The sequence below is a fragment of the Streptomyces noursei genome, from assembly GCF_001646665.1.
Lineage (GTDB): Bacteria > Actinomycetota > Actinomycetes > Streptomycetales > Streptomycetaceae > Streptomyces > Streptomyces lavendulocolor.
In genome coordinates, this window is record NZ_LWBU01000081.1 from 61,713 (window position 1) to 78,383 (window position 16,671).

The window sequence follows — 16,671 nt, forward strand, 5'->3', positions numbered from 1 at the left end:
TCGGATACCTGATGAACGTCACTCACTGTTTTCGAGCGCCGGACGTGCGTCCACGATCCGCTCCTTCGCCTGCGCGGCCTGGCACGTCACGTCCACAGCTCGTCGGCGAGCGGCTCCGCGTCCAAATCGTCGCGGCGACTGCGCCAGTCCGGCAGGCAGCTGTCCATCAGCCGGGCGAAGCGCGGGCCATGCCCGCGTTCGAGGAGGTGCGTCATCTCGTGGACGATGACGTACTCAAGGGACGCCGGGTGCTTCTTGGCCAACTCGGAGTTGAACCACAGGCGGCCGGTCTCCTGGTTGCACGAGCCCCACTTGGTTTTCATCCGGCGGATGCCCCACCAGGGCACCGAGACGCCGAGCTTCGCCTCCCACCGCTCGATGAGCGGAGGGACGGCGCGTCGGAGCTGCTCTCGGTACCACTGGTCGAGCAGGTCTCGGCGTCCCTGGTCGTCAGTTCCCGGAAGCGCGTACAGGACTAGTCGATCTCCGTCGATCTCCACGTGCGGACGTCCGGGACGTTCAACAACCTTCAGGCGTCGCCTCACACCCCAGCTGTAGTGGGACTCTCCACCGACCATTTCTCGCACGGACTGCCGTCGAGCCGATCGCAGCTCGTCCTGCTGTCGTCTGATCCACGGCAGCCGCTGGATGACGGCCAGCCTGATCTGGTCGTCATCCATCCGCTGGGGTGCCGCCACCCGGACACGGCCCACCGGCGGATAGACACCGATGTGCAGGTTCTTGATGTCCTTGAAGTCCACCTGGACATCGATGCCGAGGACGGTGATCCGCGTGCTAGTGATACTCATGCCTTGCTTTCACCAGTTCGAAGAGCTCATCGAGCCGGTCGAAGTCGTCTGGCAGCGCACGCTTGACCGCGATACGCAGCTTCTTCTCCCTCATTGGGCTTCCAACCCAGTTGTGCGGCTTGTTGTGCAGCACCGTGGTGTCGACTTGGATAGCCAGCTGCTGGTCGTCGCGGAAGAAGTCGCACAGCGCTCTGCGCGCGCCGTTGTCAGCCCACTTCGGGTACCGCTCGGCGTCGCCTGAGTTCCTGCTTCCAAGATCCGCCGCCGTCTCCAGCAGCTTGGCGAGGTACTCCTCGTACTCGATCGCACCCTTGCGACGCTCCTCGATTATCGCGTCGAGCAGCTGTGACATCTCGTCGAAGTACTTCGGGTTCGTCGCACGCTCGTCGACGATCACCTTGCGCATGTTGTTGGTGATGGTCGCGGCAACGGCTTCGGGGTTGCTCTTGATTCCCGTAGGCAGCTTGTCGACGGCGCCCGCACCCAGTTCGACGATGAGCTGGATGAGTCCGGCGTCCTCGAAGTCGGACACGGTCCTTGACGCGTCCGCCTGGATGTAGGTGTCCAGGAGGAAGCGCATGCCTGCTTCGTACTGCTTGAAGTCGACGTCCTCGCCTGCGCCGAGCTTCACCTCGGCCCGGACGTCCACGTAGTGGCGGACCTCCTTGCGGATGTCCTCGGCGGCCTGCGGCGAGTACTTGGCTGCCTCCATGTCGTTCGCCAGGTTGGCGAAGGCCCGCGTCACCCCTGCGACGGCCTTGTACAGCTCGACACGCTTGGGCTCGTTAGCCTTGAGCTGTGCGGCGTTGCCCTGCTCAGCGGCGCAGAAGTACTGCTGGTACTGGAGTGTGCCTCGGGGCGGCGCGACCGGCTCGCACAGTGCGCGGATACGTTCCAGCGCATCGTCCAGGTCCTTTCGCCCCTTGTCGATACGGTCACTCAACAGGCCCTCGATGTCCTGCCGCTCATAGGCATCGAACATCCCGGACGTGTAGTCGGTGACGGCGTCCTGAAGGGAGTTGAAGAGGTCGCGGTAGTCGACGATGTAGCCGTACTGCTTGTCATCCCCGTCGAGCCGGTTGACGCGGCAGATGGCCTGGAACAGGCCGTGGTCGCGCATCTTCTTGTCGATGTAGAGGTACGTGGCACTCGGCGCGTCGAAGCCGGTCAGGAGTTTGTCGACGACGATGAGGAGGCGCATACGGCCAGGCTCCTCGACGAACTGCCTCTTGACCTCCTTCTCGAACTCCTCGACCTTCGTCATCGCCACGTCTTCGGGCTCGTTGAAGTGGGCGGCCAGCATCTTCCGGTAGATCTCGTACTTCCGGAGGTTCTCTGTGTGGCCGGCACCGGAGTCCTCCTTGGAGATGTCTCCCGGACTCGGCTTATAGCTGGTGACGATGGCGCATTTGCCGTCGAAGCCCGCCTTGGAAAACAACTCGTAGAACTTACATGCCTGGTAGACGCTGTCACCGACCAGCATGGCGTTCCCGCGGCCGTCCTTCAGACGGTCCTTGGTCTCCATGTCCATCAGGATGTCCTGGACGATCTGCATAGCCCGAGGCTCGGAGGAGACGACCTTCTGCATCGTCCCCCAGCGCTTCTTCAGCTCCGCCTTGGACAGGTCCGTCATGCCCTTGGTCTTGGCCGCGAACCACTTGTCGACGTGCGCGGCAGAGGTCAGCCGCTGGTCGATCGCACGCGCCTCATAGCTCAGGTCGAGTACGACGCCGTCCTTGATGGCCTCGTCGAACCTGTACTCGTGGATGAAGGTACCGAAGGTCTCCATGCTCGTACCCTTGTCCGCCTTGAGCAGGGGCGTTCCCGTGAAGCCGATGAACATCGCGCCGGGCAGCAGGCGCTTCATCGCGGCATGCATCTTGCCGGACTGGGTGCGGTGGGCCTCGTCGATGAAGACGAACAGGTTGCCCTTGGCCTTGAAGTCCCTTGGGACGTTGGCCTTGAGCTCCTCGATGAACTTGTCCTGCGCCTTCTCCTCGTCGCCTACCTTGCCCACAGAGCTGCGGAACTTGTGCACGAGGGAGCAGATGAGCCACTCGGTGGACTTGTTCAAGGTGTCCAGGAGATCCGCGCCGGACTTGGTGCGGTAGATCTTCTCGTTGACGCCGTTGAAGACCTTCTCGATCTGCTCGTCCAGCTCATCGCGGTCGGTGATGAGGAGGACACGGGGGTCCTTCTGGTTCTCACGGATCCACTTCGCCAGCCACACCATCGTGAGCGACTTGCCCGACCCCTGGGTGTGCCAGATGATGCCGCCCTCACGACGACCGATACGTTCCTGTGCCTTCTTCACGCCGAAGTACTGGTTGTGGCGGCACGCTTTGCGGACACCGGAGTCGAACACGGTGAAGTCGTGGATCAGCTCCAGGAGACGCTCCTTGCCGCAGAGTTGAAGCAGGGCGCGATCCAGCGGCCCCTCGTCGGAAGACTCCTCTCCCCCTTCCGCCTCCTCCTTCCACTCCAGCCAGTACTTCTCGGGCGTGTCGATGACTCCGTAGCGCAGCCCTTCGACGTCGTTGCCGGCAAGCACGAGCTGGACCGTCGAGAAGAACGGCCGGATGAAATCTGGCCGTTGGTTGCCGATGGTCTGCCGAATTCCCTCACTCACGGCCACATGGGAACGCTTTAGTTCCAGAGTCGACAGTGCCAGGCCGTTTACGTAGAGCACGATGTCGGGGCGCTTCGTCTGGCGTCCGACGATCGTGACTTCCTCGGCGATGGCGAAGTCGTTCTCATGCGGTTTCTTCCAGTCGATGAGCCAGACCGTCTTATTCTTCTCACTCCCTCCCGGATTGATGCTCACCCCGTAGCGCAGTAAGCCGTACACATCGCGGTTCGCCTCGTACAGGTCTCGGCCACCTCCGAGCGCGGCGGCCTTCTTCAGCTGGTCAATCGCCCTGGTGATGAGGAGGTTGCTGTAGCCCCGCGTACGGAGGTTCTCCTCCAACAGCCCGACCTCGATGTTCGAGTTGCGGGCACGGCGCTCATGGTTGCCGAGATAGCGATAGCGCAGCCGCTTCTCGAACAGCCGGATGACACGCTCCTGCGTCTCGCGCTCTACCTGCCCGACATCACTCATGCCTCACCCTCCCCCTGAACTGACAGTCGCGTCCGGCCTGTCAGCAGCTCCTGCATCATGCCGATCTTCTGCTCATGCGCCTTCCCAAGCCTCCTGTGTAGGGCGCCGAGCTCACGGTCGGCATCAATCAGAACCTCAGCCACCGCATCTTGTTCCACACGCTCCGGGATCTTAACGGTGATCTCTGCGAGCGCACGGCTGCTGATATGAACGACGGCATCGCCCTGTCCCGCCCGCGCCTTCTGCTGGGTAACCGCCGGGGAGTTTGCGAGGGTCGCCAGATAGACCGGATTAAAGCCGGAACCCCGGAGGACCACGATGTCGCCACCGGCAACGGCTTCTTGCTCACCCACATAGGCAACGCACATACCGATCTCATCGCGCGTCTCTCCGGAGCCCGCAAAGAGGAGATCTCCTGAGTAGATCGGTAGGGCAGTGGCGGCAACTTCATGACTGACGAACGAGCGAGTGACCGCTGTATAGTTGGCGAATTCCGTGTAGAGCTCTCCGTACCGAATACAGGGAATCCCAGAAGGTCGCACGTCGTCCCGCCGGACACCACGACCCTTGAGGAAGATTCCGAGTTCCCCCAGAGATACCGAGGCCCATGACTCGGCAAATCCAGGAAGGCGCATATTTCCGCTGAGGAGCTGCTGCACAATCCCCTGCTTGACCGCCTGCTTCTTGGCGATCAACTGCCGCAAGGAGAAGATCCTCTCTTCGGCATCATCCAGGGCTTCGGAGATTTCCTTCTGTTCATTGAGCGAGGGAAGATCCACCGGAAATCCCATGACATCGGATTTTGTGATATTGGGGTCCTTGCGGCTACTACTGGCAACAGTTCGCCAGTAGTCAACCTTGTAATTCAGGAAATGAAGCAAGTACCTGGAGTCTAGACTGTCAGGGTCAGGAAAAATCGCGGTAATAGCTTGGTTGGTTGCGGCAGGAGCGCAAAGGATACCCGTTCGACCAATCTGACTAAACCCACCGTACATTGCAATCAACACCGTACCGGGGCGATGGATCCGAATCTTCGTATCCGACACTGCGCGACTCGTAATGCACTCACTTGTACGGGAAATGCGCCCGTTATTCAGGTCCATGGTCTTGACCCATGGGATTTCCCCTGCATCGAAATACTCGGCTTGACGCGATCGCGGAGGAGTTTTCCCTGAAGCGAAGCTTGCCAAATCACCAAGAGGGCGGCTTTCCCAATTTTCCCGGCTCACGAGATCCCCATTCCCGCCAGATGCCGAGTGATCCTGGATTCTAGGACTTCCACCCTCGCGGCGAGTGTGCCGGCAGTCTGCGTATAGCGATCGCCAAGCTGCTGAATTCGGTGCACTAGAATAAGTGTTAGCGCCTCGGCTTCGGACGTGACGCGCGCTGTGACCGTGGAACGCCACTTGGCATCCAACACAAGCCCCTGCACATCCGTCTCGGTGAGATCGCCGTACTTCTTCAGCGTGGCAAGATTCAGCGCAGCTTCCGCCTCCTTGGCCGCCTTCTTCGCTACCGCCTCCGCGTCATACAGCTTGATGAGATGTGACAGAGAGGTCACCTCGTCTGCATCCGTACCCTCATGTCGCGCCTTCTTCAAGCGGGCCGAAGCGAGTGCCTTGTTAATCTTTTCGTCGTCCATCGCGTCCGCCAGAAGCCCGCCCTCAACGGCATGCTCCTCGACGTACTCCTCGACCAGGCGACTCGCCTCCTCCCATACCAACATCAGCTCATCGACCTCAGCGCGTTCCTTGGCGAAGTAACGCTCAACGATCAGGCTCGGCGGGAGGAGGTCCATCTTGTACTTCTCAACGCTGCGCCCCGTACCCACCACGAGGTCTGGGGTCTCGGAGAGCTTTCGTTCCTTATCCACCACGATCTTGCGCGGCTTGGCGGCTTCGAGCCAGCCGTCGTTCATGACCATGAAGACGTCATCGTGCATGACGTCGTGCCAATACGTCATGAGCCGTTCGTAGACGTCGTACTCGTCCAGCAAAGGCACTGGTTTGAAACGGGCCAGCAGGTCATCAGCGAGGACGGCGATGAGGTCATTTGGCCGAGTGGTCTCGTCGATCTCTTCGAGCCGCTTGCGATGAGCGGCGAACCACTCAGTGGTGAGTTCCCTGGCCTCTTGGGTGAACTTCTGGAACTCAGGCGAATCAAGGATCGCCTGTTGGACCTTGCTGACGTCGATGGTCAGATCACTGTAGCCGGGACGGTTCGGCTGGAAAAGCTGGTCTCGCAACTGCGGGAAGGCATCCCAGTAGCCGCTGACCGCGTCGAGATCGCGGTCAGGGATGCCACCGTGCAGGTGTGCGTGGAGGTCCTGGATGTCCTCGGGATCGGAGGAGTCGATGTATCGGGGGATGTTGAGGTTGTAGTCGTTCTTCGAATCGGCGATCTCCGACAGCGGAACCATGCGCGAGTAGCGGTCGATCGTAGTCTGCCGCGTGAAGACGTCGACGATCTTGTGGATGTCCTGGCTGCGGAGGCGGTTCTTGTTGCCGTCCTTAATGAAGCCATTGGACGCGTCGATCATGAAGACGCCGGTGCGGCCGACGGCGTTCTCCTTGTCCAGAACGATGATGCAGGCGGGGATGCCGGTCCCGTAGAAGAGGTTCGCGGGGAGGCCGATGATGCCCTTGATGAACCCCTGCTTCAGCAAGCGCCGACGGATGTCAGCTTCGGCGTTACCGCGGAAGAGCACGCCGTGCGGGAGGATGACCGCCGCCTTGCCCGTGCTCTTGAGTGACTTGAGAACGTGCAGCAAGAACGCATAGTCACCGTTCTTCTCCGGCGGCCGGCCGTACTCGAAGCGGCCGTACTCCTGCTCCAGCCCGTTGCTCCAGGACTTGAGGGAGAACGGCGGGTTGGCCACCGCGAAGTCGAAGGTCTGAAGCGTGTTCCCGCTGGTGAACCGAGGGCTCGTGATGGTGTCACCCTTGAGGATCTCAGCGTCCTCGTTGCCATGCAGGATCATGTTCATCTTGGACAGCGCCCAGGTGGCGTTGTCCTTCTCCTGGCCGTAGATCGAGATGCCACGTGAGGTCTCGGCGGCGACCTTGAGGAGGAGCGAGCCGGAGCCGCAGGTGGGGTCGTAGACCGTCTGGTCCTGCCGGGTGTCCTTTGTGATTCCAACCACCTTAGCGAGCACCCGGGAGACCTCTGCCGGGGTATAGAACTGGCCCTTGCTCTTGCCGGACTCCGTGGCAAAGTGACGCATGAGGTACTCGTAGGCATCGCCGAGAAGATCGTCGCCCTCGGCTCGGGAGCCTCGAAAGTCAAGGTCACTGAAGATCGCGACCAGCTTCGACAGCCGATCCTGGATCTCTTTGCCCTTGCCGAGCTTCTCCTCGTCGTTGAAGTTGGCGAGGTCGATGACGTTACGCAGGTCGTTAGCCTCGGCGAGCTTGTAGATGATCTTGTTGAAGCGGTCGCCGATCTCTTTGTCGCCCTTGGCGGCGACCATGTCGTCGAAGGAACCACCGGGCGGAACCTCGATGAGACTGTCGGGGTCTGCCTTGGCCTTGTCGGAGACGTACTTCACGAAAAGCAGCGTGAGAATGTAGTCCTTGTACTGACCGGCATCCATGCCGCCGCGCAGCTCGTCGCAGCTCTTCCAGAGCGAGCGGTAGAGGTCTGTCTTCTTGAGGGCCAAGGCTCTTCTTCCCGGTGTGTCATGGCGGTCGCGAGGGCCGCCAACCCTGATGCCTGCGGCGTGACGTACGTCGCGCGGCCGTTTCCAGCCGCCGATGCGAGTTGCAGGCAAGCGCGGCAGCCGAGTCCACGCGGGAAGCGTAGTAGAGAAAGCGGCAGAGTAGCCCTGCAGAGGAAGAGATGCACCTCGCGGCCTACGCCAAGCAGAGCCGCCCCCGGCGGGCGGGCCACAGAGCGAAGACGGCAATCCGCTGCGGCCGCCAGAGGATGCACCTTCGCGAAGACTCGAAGACGTACGAGCGCCACGGAACCTGATCGGGCGATGTCAGGTGATTACCTGACAGGCGAGGGACGGGTCCGGTAGATCTGTGCACGTGACTGACTCCACTCCCAGCGAGCCCATCCCCCAGGACGGCGAGCCGACCTCTTTCGCCAAGGCGAAGGGCTGGATCAGCAAGCACAAGCCGAAGATCCTCGCCGTGGCCGGCACGGTCGGCAGCGCGGCTCTGGCCGTCGCCGTCCTGGCCGCTAAGCATGCCGAGGAACAGAACGCCGCCGAGGGGTCCCAGGACACCGGGTCGGCCGCCGACTCTGCAGAGGAGAAGGAGCAGCGGAACCCGCCCACCAAGCACAACGTCGCCCCGCACAAGAGACGGCTCGCAGACGGCCGCGAGATCGACGTGTCGGGTTACGAGCGGGGCGGCTCCTCGGAAGACGAGGACGAGGACCCCGGCGAAGTCGCGGCCTGAGCGCTTCTCATTCCTGTGCAGTGCCGACGGATGCCCTGCAGAACGGTTGGATCGCCGCTGACATGCGGCTTCTTTCGCCGCCGGGGGGAGCGCCACAGCTGCCCCGTCGCCCCTGGAACCGTGGCAGAACCCGAGCTGCTAAGACGCGGCGGCCGACGACGGGCCCCTTCGGGGGTCGTACCCCCACCCCCGCTCGCACCTCTGGCTCTTCACGCCGCCCGCCACCGTCCCTACGATCCGCGCATGATCAAGCTGACGTGGGCCCTGGTGGCCGAGCACGTGGACGAGTGGACCGGGGACGACGCGGCGCAGGGCGCGGCCGTACTCGAAGCCAGGGTGGGGGCCTCGGTCGAGGCGAGCGGCATGAAGCCGGAGGCCGTGCAGCATTGGCGTACGGACTTCCTGACCCCCGTGGTCACGTCGCTGCGCACGGAAGGCGCGGCAGCACTCGCCAGGGGAGAAACATGGAGCCGGGCGGCCGGGCCGTTCATGGCCTGCGCATCCCCGTTCAGCTGAACACAGCCCGTTTCGTGAGCCAGGCAGGCTGATCGGCTCGCCGAGTGGCGCGGAGCCTTGGAGCCGCGATGAAGCTCAGGGCTCCAGCTGTGCGCCTTGCGGAGCGTTCCTCCTTCTCCCGGAGCATCGCCTGGTAGGCCGCCTCCACCTGTTCCGTCGGGAAGCCGAACCTGTTGAGCACCCACCAGACATCCTCGGCCGTCGGATCCGGGGCATTGGCCAGCTGTTGTTCGATCCACTCCTCCTTGGTCATCGTCTTCTTCGGCTCGGAACGCTTCGTCATGGGTTTCGTCCTGTTCAATCTCATACGGGGGCCTGTGTCTGTGTCGCGTGCTGGGGGCCGTCGGCGTCGCCTCCAGCGCGTCTGACGGCAACTGAAGCAAGGGACGCTCGGGTCGCCGTCACCCCGCCCGCACCACTAGAGCGAACGATGTGCACACCCGCCTGAATCCCTCGTGGCCGGTGCGTCCCGTGTGCCCCATGCACTCGATGTCCACGGCCGCCCCGTCCTCGGAAGGCGTCGCCGACCAGTCGCAGCGGAGGCACTCGGCCTCGAACGTCACGTCGGTGTCTGGGTGCTGGGTGATCCGATGCGTGACGTACCGCAGCACAGTGCGGGGCATTACTCGCCCCCGTGCGCGTCCCGCAGGTGTGCGCGCAGGGTCACGTTCATGTCGGACACCTTGGAGTAGTCCCAGACCGACCCGGCGTTGGCCCGTTGTACCGCGAGGCCGAGGCAGTCCCGGCAGCCCGGGACGGGTTCCGGCCGTGCCGGCGGTAGGGAAGAAGCCACCGGCTCCGGCAGCGTCGACCGTTCTCCGTGCATCTCGTATGCCTCCCCGCATCTCGTCGAGAAGGCCATGGTCAGCCGGTCCGAGGGGCCGAAGCTAGGGCGTTTCCCGTTCGCGCAAGAACGTGTCCCGGATGCCCTCGACTAGGTCGCGCATTGCGTCCCCGGCAAGGGACACGGAGGCGAAGCGGTCGAACTTCTCGACGTACAGGGAGACGTCCCGTGGGTCGGTGACGACCACCTCGGCGTGTGTCGTCTCGACTGTCACCACACGGTCGTCCCGGGTGACGAAGGAGTGACCGGGCACATAGCGCTGCGGCGCGTCGAGGGGGACCACGCGCACGTCCACGTTCGGCAGGCGGGACACCGACACGATGCGGTCCAGCTGGCCCGCCATCATCGCGGGCGGAAGGAGACGCCAGCGCAGGACGGGTTCCGTAACCACGAAGTGCAGGGCTTTGCTGGTGTCGTACAGGACGCGTTGCCGCTCGATCCGGGCGGAGACCGTACGGGAGAGCTGTTCGTCCGTGAGGCCCTTCGGCTCCAACACTGCCCGGATGTACTCGGGCGTCTGGAGCAGACCGGGAACCAGGGACGGCTGGAAGAGGCGCAGGAGCGTCATCGAGGACTCCAACGCCCTGATCTGCTCCTGCTTCTTGTGGTAGCCCATCCGCCGAAAGAGGCGCCATGCGGTTGCCTCTGTGGCCTGTGCGCGGGCTACAGCGAGGTACTCGGCCTTGATCTCCGGGGACACGTCCAAAGCCGTGAGGATGCGTTCCACGTCCGCCGTCGCCGGAGCGACACGGCCGTTCTCGATCTTCGACAGCTTGGCGGTCGACATGACTGCGCTGCGGGCGACGACCTTGGCTTCCTTGCCGGACGCCTGCCGCAGCGCCCGCAGCGCGGCGCCGAGTTCTGCCTGATTCACGCTGCTCCGTACTTCCCCCACCACTCGGTGAAGGGCACCGACATGGCCAGGGCGACGCTTCGATACGTCGCGTACTCGGACTCCTCGCCCGTGGGCAACGCCCCCGGTGCCGGGACGAACGTCGGCCCGGTGAACGCGCCGTTCTCGTCATAGTTGAGCACCACAGGCTCGCGGCCGTCGAAGAGCCAGAAATCGGGCACACCCTCCAGCGGATTCGGGCGGTCGGTCGTGTCGACGATGTGGAACTCCTCACCCGCCGTCATGTTCGTCTGGTAACCCCAGCTCAGCTCGTAGCGGAGGTACGGCGTGAGCGGGCGGGACAGGACGTGGACGCGCACCATGCGCTTGCCGCTCTCCGTCGCCTTTCGCACGGTCTCCAGCCAGTCTGCGTTGTAGTCGGCGGGCTTGGTCTCCCCCGCAAGGAAGGCACGGAAGACGGCAGGGTTGCCCGAGTTGCTGTAGTCGTCGAGGGTCTCCAGCCGGAACGCCTCCTCCTGGAAGGTGGAGAAGCGGGCAGCCAGGTCGTTAGATGCGCTGATCACGGATTGCCTTCCGGATGAGGTCCATCGGGATTTCCACCAGGGATTCGCCCTCCGGCACGTCGAGGCCGTGTCCCGTCGGCACGCCTCCCTGCACGATCAGGGTTCCCTTGTCGGTCGCATACAGGGTGGGACAGTCCCCGTTCTCACAGGTGGTGGCCAGCTTCGTCAGCCTCATACGGTGCCCCCTCGTTCCCGTGCTCCGGTGTCCCGTTCATCGTTCCCAGCCGGCGGCCTGCACAACAAGAGGTTCGGGTTTCCAGAACGGGAAACCGGTCCGCCGTCGCTTCGTCCGGGGCAATCCCTTCGGCTGTCCTCCCCTCTCCCACCGGAGCCCCAGGTCAGAGCTTCTGAGAGTCGCCGCCAGGGTCAGCACCAAGTCAGCACACGACCCGGAAACAGCCTGAATCCGCAGGAGAAAACAGGAAGGGGCCAGACCCGATGATCTGGCCCCTGACCTGGGGATTCATGCCCTGACCAGCCACGTTAGCCGATCAAGGAATCAGGCACTACACGTTGAAGCGGAACTCCACCACGTCGCCGTCCTGCATGACGTACTCCTTGCCCTCCATACGGGCCTTGCCCGCCGCGCGGGCTTCGGCGACCGAGCCCGTGTCGACGAGGTCGGCGAAGGAGATGACCTCGGCCTTGATGAAGCCCTTCTGGAAGTCGGTGTGGATCACACCGGCCGCCTCGGGGGCCGTCGCGCCCTTCTTGATCGTCCAGGCGCGGGACTCCTTGGGGCCGGCCGTCAGGTAGGTCTGGAGGCCCAGGGTGTCGAAGCCGACGCGGGCCAGGGTGGCGAGGCCCGGCTCCTCGGCGCCGACGGACTGGAGGAGCTCCATGGCGTCCTCCTCGTCCAGCTCGGCGAGGTCGGCCTCGAGCTTGGCGTTGAGGAAGATCGCCTCGGCCGGGGCGACCAGGGCGCGCTGCTCGTCCTTGAAGGTCTCGTCCGTCAGCTCGTCCTCGTCGACGTTGAAGACGTAGAGGAACGGCTTGGTGGTGAGCAGGTGCAGGTCGTGCAGGAGCTCGGCCTTCTCGGAGCCCTGGACGATGCCCTGGGAGAAGAGGGTGTCGCCCCGCTCCAGGATCTCCTTGGCCGCCTCGACCGCCGCGACCTTCGGCGCGACGTCCTTCTTGATCCGGGACTCCTTCTGGAGGCGCGGCAGGACCTTCTCGATGGTCTGGAGGTCGGCGAGGATCAGCTCGGTGTTGATCGTCTCGATGTCGTCCTTGGGCGAGACCTTGCCGTCGACGTGGACGACGTTCTCGTCCTTGAAGGCACGGATGACCTGGCAGATCGCGTCCGACTCACGGATGTTCGCCAGGAACTTGTTGCCCAGGCCCTCGCCCTCGCTCGCGCCGCGCACGATGCCCGCGATGTCGACGAAGTCGACCGTGGCCGGCAGGACGCGCTGCGAGGAGAAGATCTCGGCCAGCTTGGTGAGGCGGGCGTCGGGGACGCCGACCACGCCGACGTTCGGCTCGATGGTGGCGAACGGGTAGTTGGCCGCCAGCACGTCGTTCTTGGTCAGGGCGTTGAACAGGGTCGACTTGCCGACATTCGGCAGACCGACGATTCCGATCGTGAGCGACACGGTGGCGACTTCCCTAGAAGTGAGGATGGTGGGCCGACCCCCCAGTTTACGGGCGCGACGGAGCGGGCAGTGACGGCAGCCGTTGGGCGAACTCTTGGCCAAGGTCACTCAAAGTGCGTGTCCCATGCCGGACTCCCGGCCCCCGGCGACCTACGTTGTCCGGGTGGAGCAGCACAGGAACAGTCCCCCCCAGCGCCCCCGGCGGGCGCAGGCCCCGGCGGGGCCGGCCGGTCCGGTGGCGCCCGCGGCGTCGGCGGCGGCCCCGGCCCCCGGCGCCCTGCCCCAGGGCGCGCTCATCGACGGCGCGGGCGTACGCCCGGTCGGGACGCGTCCGGCACGGCCTCCCGCCAGGCCGGGCGGCAAGGCCGCGCCCGGCGGCCGCACCGGCGGTGGCGGCGGCACACCGGGCGGTGCACCGGGCGGGCACGGCACTCCGGGTGGGCCGGGTGGTCCCGGGGTGCCCGGCGGCGGGCCGCGGCGGCCGGCGGGCCGGCCCGGCGGGCGGGCGGTGCCGCCCGTGGTGCTCGCGCTGCGCCGGCTGCCCTCGCCCCGCCTGACGGGCCTGGGCGCCGGGCTGTTCGCCGCGGCGTCGATGTTCGTGATCGGGTGCCTGGACCGGCTGCTGTTCGACGGCTCCCCGCTGGTGTACGGGCTGCTCTTCCTGCCGGTCAGCGCCCTGACCGCGCTGTGGGTGCGGGATGCCGACCTGGTCACCGCGCCGATCGGGGTGCCCATCGCCTTCGCCGTGGGCGTCGTGCCGATCGCCGGGGGCCCGGGGGGCCTGGGCGGCCGGATCATGGCGGTGGTCACCACCCTCGCCGTGCACGCGGGCTGGCTGTACGGCGGGACGCTGGTGGCGGGCCTCATCACCTCCGTACGCAAGGTGCGGCAGATGGGGCGGCGGCAGCGGGCGGCCGCCGCCCCCCGCGCCACTCAGCGCTGACGCTCCGCGCGGCGCCGCCTCAGCGGGCCGCGGCGGCCATCGCCGCGCCCACGATGCCCGCGTTGTTCTGAAGCTCCGCCGGGACGATCTCGGCGCGGACGTCCGTGAGCAGGGGTACGAACTTCTCCGCCTTGCGGCTCACGCCGCCGCCCACGATGAACAGCTCGGGCGAGAACAGCATCTCCAGGTGCGCCAGGTACTTGCGCACCCGGTGCGCCCACTCCTCCCAGCTCAGGTCCTTGTCCTCCTTGGCCTTCGTCGACGCGCGCTTCTCCGCCTCGTGGCCGTCCAGCTCCAGGTGCCCCAGTTCCGTGTTGGGGACCAGCCTGCCGTCGGTGAAGAGCGCGCTGCCGATGCCCGTACCGAAGGTCAGCATGATCACCGCGCCCTTGCGGCCGCGCCCGGCGCCGAAGGTCATCTCCGCGATCCCGGCCGCGTCGGCGTCATTGAGGACGGTGATCGGCATCCCGCTGAGCCGTTCGCCGATCAGCGCCGCCGCGTCGACGCCGATCCAGCCCTTGTCGACGTTCGCCGCCGTCCGGATGGTGGAGCCCGTGACGACACCCGGGAAGGTGACGCCGACGGGGCCCGACCACCCGAAGTGCTCGACGACCTCGGCGACGCACCCCGCCACACCGTCGGGTGTGGCGGGGTGCGGTGTCAGTACCTTGTGGCGGGGCTCGGCCAGATCTCCGCGCTCCAGGTCCACGGGAGCGCCCTTGATCCCCGACCCGCCGATGTCCACTCCGAAGACGTTCATGGACTCAACGTTACGGGGAGGCGCTGACGGTCACCGGCTTTCGGTCACCGGTTTTCACCGAGAGCGGCAGCCTCGGCGCGCAGATCGCGGCGGAGTTCCTTGGGCAGCGAGAAGGTGATCGACTCCTCGGCGGCCTTCACGATCTCCACGTCCTCGAAGCCGCGCTGCGCCAGCCACTCCAGGACGCCCTCGACGAGCACCTCCGGGACGGAGGCGCCGGAGGTGACACCGACGGTGGAGACGCCCTCCAGCCAGGCCTCGTCGATCTCGTCGGCGAAGTCCACGAGGTGGGCGTCCTTCGCGCCGGCGCCGAGGGCGACCTCGACGAGCCGGACCGAGTTGGAGGAGTTCTTCGAGCCGACGACGACGACCAGGTCCGCCTCGGCGCCCATCTGCTTGACGGCGGTCTGGCGGTTCTGCGTGGCGTAGCAGATGTCGTCGCTCGGCGGGGAGATCAGCTTCGGGAACTTCTCCTTCAGCTTGTCGACCGTCTCCATGGTCTCGTCGACCGAGAGGGTGGTCTGGGAGAGCCAGACGACCTTCGAGTCGTCCCGGACGGTGACGTTCTCCACGTCGTCCGGGCCGTCGACCAGGGTGATGTGGTCGGGGGCCTCGCCGGAGGTGCCGATGACCTCCTCGTGGCCCTCGTGGCCGATGAGGAGGATGTCGTAGTCCTCGTTGGCGAACCGGACCGCCTCCTTGTGCACCTTGGTGACCAGGGGGCAGGTCGCGTCGATCGTGGCGAGCCGGCGCTCGGCGGCCTCCTGGTGCACGGTCGGCGCCACGCCGTGGGCGGAGAACATCACGATCGACCCCTCGGGCACCTCCGCCGTCTCGTCGACGAAGATGGCGCCCTTCTTCTCCAGGGTCTGTACGACGTACTTGTTGTGCACGATCTCGTGGCGGACGTAGATCGGCGAGCCGTACTGCTCCAGAGCCTTCTCCACGGCGATCACGGCACGGTCCACGCCCGCGCAGTAGCCACGGGGAGCGGCGAGGAGGACGCGCTTGTCGGACGACGGGCTGGCAGGCGTAGCAGTCATGTCCCCATCGTAAGGGCGCGTATGGGGGCGGGAAGATCCGCCGGGCGGCCGGGGCCGAGGGGCGCGGCCGGCGCCGGCCGTGAGGGCGGGGCCGGCGGGGCGGGCGGGCGCACCGGGCCGCGGCGGGGGCCGGGCCCGCGGACCTCGGCCCCCATGGCGCCGTTCGGGCGTTTCCGGCTCCCCGGACGCCCGCTCGCACGCCGCCGTCGCGCCGCTGTACCGGGTGGCGCCGGTGGCGAGGGGTTCACCGCGTCGGGTTACCCGCCGATGGTCCGGGTGGCCCCGTACGGGGCCGATCAGCGCGCGTACGCGCGCGTGCCCGGCCACCCGCTCGTCCCGGCCGGACGGGACGGGCCGCGGCGCGGGTGGCCGTCGCCGCCGACCCGGACGCCGGTTTCGCCCCCTGGGGCGGTGTCGCGCGGCGGCCCCGTCGCGCTCCTCCCCGCCCCCCGGGGGGCGGGGAGGGGCCGGTCCGTCAGCGGGGGGCCGGGTAGGGCAGCAGCCCGGCGTCGATCCGCTCCCACCGGGCCCGCAGCTCGCCGAGGAGGGCCGGTTCGGCCGCCGCCCGGTCCGCCTGCTCCCGCTGGTCCGAGGGGAGGTGGAAGAGGCGGTCCCGGCCGTCCTTGCCCCGGTAGTACTTCCAGTCCCCCTGCCGCAGCGCCCGCTCCCCTCGTACCCGCCAGAACAGCGGCCGCCGGGGCGGTTCCTCGCCGCGCAGCAGGTAGCCGGCGAGGCTGCCGCCGTCGAGGGGGTGGGCGGGGTGGGGACGGGCACCCGCGAGCTCCAGCAGGGTGGCCGTCCAGTCCGGGGAGAAGACCGGCTCGTCGCTCACCTGCCGCCCGTCGAGGCGGGCCGGCCAGCGGACGATCGTGGGCACCCGGATGCCGCCCTCCTGGAGGGAGCCCTTGGCGCCGGACAGGGGCCAGTTGTACGAGAAGCGTTCGCCGCCGTTGTCGCTGGCGAACACCACGAGGGTGTCCTCCTCCTGTCCCGATCTCCTGAGGGCGTCGAGGACCCGGCCCACGGAGCGGTCGAGGTCCTCCACCAGCTGCGTGTACTTCTCGACCGAGCCGCCGTCCTGGTGCCACAGCGCCCTCGTGTCGCCGGACCTGATGCGGCGGGTGACCTCCGCGCTCTCCTCGGTGTCGCCCTCGGCGATCCACGGCCAGTGCGGGGTGGTGAAGTTGAGGTTGAGCAGCCAGGGGCGGTCGTGGTCACGCCTCACGTACTCGACGGCAC

At 66.1% G+C, this 16,671-nt stretch carries 16 protein-coding genes and 1 pseudogene; 3 read left to right on the forward strand and 14 right to left on the reverse strand.

Annotated elements, in window-relative coordinates; translation table 11 throughout:
• Positions 1-86 precede the first annotated feature (86 nt).
• From A4V12_RS06815 to A4V12_RS06830, 4 genes are read right to left on the reverse strand one after another with little or no spacing between them, the layout of a single operon-like run.
• Positions 87-809, reverse strand: coding sequence for a M48 family metallopeptidase (locus A4V12_RS06815; protein ID WP_064068308.1), 723 nt, complete (start codon positions 807-809; stop codon positions 87-89).
• Positions 796-3,909, reverse strand: coding sequence for a type I restriction endonuclease subunit R (locus tag A4V12_RS06820; protein ID WP_064068309.1), 3,114 nt, complete (start codon positions 3,907-3,909; stop codon positions 796-798). Before A4V12_RS06820 ends, A4V12_RS06815 begins: the two co-directional genes overlap by 14 nt.
• Positions 3,906-5,138 carry a restriction endonuclease subunit S gene (locus A4V12_RS34440; RefSeq protein WP_159028830.1) on the reverse strand — a complete coding sequence of 411 codons (1,233 nt, stop codon included), beginning with the start codon at positions 5,136-5,138 and terminating at the stop codon, positions 3,906-3,908. The genes A4V12_RS06820 and A4V12_RS34440 overlap by 4 nt, the downstream gene beginning before the upstream one ends.
• Complete coding sequence (locus A4V12_RS06830; protein WP_079136866.1) at positions 5,135-7,567, reverse strand: type I restriction-modification system subunit M; 2,433 nt, start codon at positions 7,565-7,567, stop codon at positions 5,135-5,137. The genes A4V12_RS34440 and A4V12_RS06830 overlap by 4 nt, the downstream gene beginning before the upstream one ends.
• Positions 7,568-7,940: 373 nt before the next feature.
• Here A4V12_RS06830 and A4V12_RS06835 point away from each other — a divergent pair, with 373 nt between their 5' ends.
• The gene (locus A4V12_RS06835; protein WP_159028831.1) at positions 7,941-8,315 is read left to right on the forward strand and encodes a hypothetical protein; all 375 of its coding nucleotides are present in this window, start codon (positions 7,941-7,943) and stop codon (positions 8,313-8,315) included.
• Between the two features lie 243 nt (positions 8,316-8,558).
• Positions 8,559-8,831, forward strand: a complete 273-nt coding sequence (locus tag A4V12_RS06840) for a hypothetical protein (protein ID WP_064068312.1) — start codon at positions 8,559-8,561, stop codon at positions 8,829-8,831.
• Here the strand turns inward: A4V12_RS06840 and A4V12_RS06845 are convergent.
• The 7 genes from A4V12_RS06845 to ychF form a co-directional block, all read right to left on the reverse strand.
• Positions 8,824-9,114, reverse strand: a complete 291-nt coding sequence (locus A4V12_RS06845) for a hypothetical protein (RefSeq protein WP_064068313.1) — start codon at positions 9,112-9,114, stop codon at positions 8,824-8,826. The two genes, A4V12_RS06840 and A4V12_RS06845, sit on opposite strands and share 8 nt — an antisense overlap.
• Before the next feature lie 118 nt (positions 9,115-9,232).
• Entirely contained in the window at positions 9,233-9,454 is a 222-nt protein-coding gene (locus A4V12_RS06850; protein ID WP_064068314.1) for a hypothetical protein, read from the reverse strand.
• Positions 9,454-9,624: a hypothetical protein gene (locus A4V12_RS06855; protein ID WP_234372094.1), complete on the reverse strand. Its 171-nt coding sequence runs from the start codon at positions 9,622-9,624 to the stop codon at positions 9,454-9,456. Before A4V12_RS06855 ends, A4V12_RS06850 begins: the two co-directional genes overlap by 1 nt.
• A 94-nt stretch (positions 9,625-9,718) precedes the next feature.
• Complete coding sequence (locus tag A4V12_RS06860; protein WP_064068316.1) at positions 9,719-10,549, reverse strand: helix-turn-helix domain-containing protein; 831 nt, start codon at positions 10,547-10,549, stop codon at positions 9,719-9,721.
• A complete protein-coding gene (locus A4V12_RS06865) occupies positions 10,546-11,091 on the reverse strand; it encodes a DUF6879 family protein (protein WP_064068317.1) in 546 nt (181 codons plus the stop codon). Before A4V12_RS06865 ends, A4V12_RS06860 begins: the two co-directional genes overlap by 4 nt.
• Entirely contained in the window at positions 11,075-11,266 is a 192-nt protein-coding gene (locus A4V12_RS06870) for a hypothetical protein (RefSeq protein ID WP_030145782.1), read from the reverse strand. Before A4V12_RS06870 ends, A4V12_RS06865 begins: the two co-directional genes overlap by 17 nt.
• Before the next feature lie 331 nt (positions 11,267-11,597).
• Complete coding sequence (gene ychF / locus A4V12_RS06875; protein ID WP_064068318.1) at positions 11,598-12,686, reverse strand: redox-regulated ATPase YchF; 1,089 nt, start codon at positions 12,684-12,686, stop codon at positions 11,598-11,600.
• A gap of 457 nt (positions 12,687-13,143) precedes the next feature.
• Here ychF and A4V12_RS38405 point away from each other — a divergent pair, with 457 nt between their 5' ends.
• Positions 13,144-13,629 (forward strand): DUF6542 domain-containing protein, encoded by a 486-nt coding sequence (locus A4V12_RS38405; RefSeq protein ID WP_064068416.1) that lies wholly within the window; start codon positions 13,144-13,146, stop codon positions 13,627-13,629.
• A 19-nt stretch (positions 13,630-13,648) separates the two neighbouring features.
• On the opposite strand, the gene ppgK is transcribed toward A4V12_RS38405, so the two are convergent.
• From ppgK to A4V12_RS06895, 3 genes and pseudogenes are all read right to left on the reverse strand, one after another.
• Complete coding sequence (ppgK, locus tag A4V12_RS06885) at positions 13,649-14,389, reverse strand: polyphosphate--glucose phosphotransferase (protein WP_064068319.1); 741 nt, start codon at positions 14,387-14,389, stop codon at positions 13,649-13,651.
• Between the two features lie 44 nt (positions 14,390-14,433).
• Positions 14,434-15,432, reverse strand: coding sequence for a 4-hydroxy-3-methylbut-2-enyl diphosphate reductase (locus tag A4V12_RS06890; protein ID WP_079136867.1), 999 nt, complete (start codon positions 15,430-15,432; stop codon positions 14,434-14,436).
• Between the two features lie 475 nt (positions 15,433-15,907).
• Positions 15,908-16,669, reverse strand: a pseudogene (locus A4V12_RS06895) (sulfatase family protein); the annotation flags it as partial.
• Between the last annotated feature and the right edge of the window lie 2 nt (positions 16,670-16,671).

Bases quoted from the DNA above. Each gene is read 5' to 3' on its own strand.
- A4V12_RS06815 (WP_064068308.1), bottom strand. From the start codon at position 809: ATGAGTATCACTAGCACGCGGATCACCGTCCTCGGCATCGATGTCCAG.
- A4V12_RS06820 (WP_064068309.1), bottom strand. From the start codon at position 3,909: ATGAGTGATGTCGGGCAGGTAGAGCGCGAGACGCAGGAGCGTGTCATC.
- A4V12_RS06840 (WP_064068312.1), top strand. From the start codon at position 8,559: ATGATCAAGCTGACGTGGGCCCTGGTGGCCGAGCACGTGGACGAGTGG.
- A4V12_RS06845 (WP_064068313.1), bottom strand. From the start codon at position 9,114: ATGACGAAGCGTTCCGAGCCGAAGAAGACGATGACCAAGGAGGAGTGG.
- A4V12_RS06850 (WP_064068314.1), bottom strand. From the start codon at position 9,454: ATGCCCCGCACTGTGCTGCGGTACGTCACGCATCGGATCACCCAGCAC.
- A4V12_RS06870 (WP_030145782.1), bottom strand. From the start codon at position 11,266: ATGAGGCTGACGAAGCTGGCCACCACCTGTGAGAACGGGGACTGTCCC.
- ppgK (WP_064068319.1), bottom strand. From the start codon at position 14,389: ATGAACGTCTTCGGAGTGGACATCGGCGGGTCGGGGATCAAGGGCGCT.
- A4V12_RS06890 (WP_079136867.1), bottom strand. From the start codon at position 15,432: ATGACTGCTACGCCTGCCAGCCCGTCGTCCGACAAGCGCGTCCTCCTC.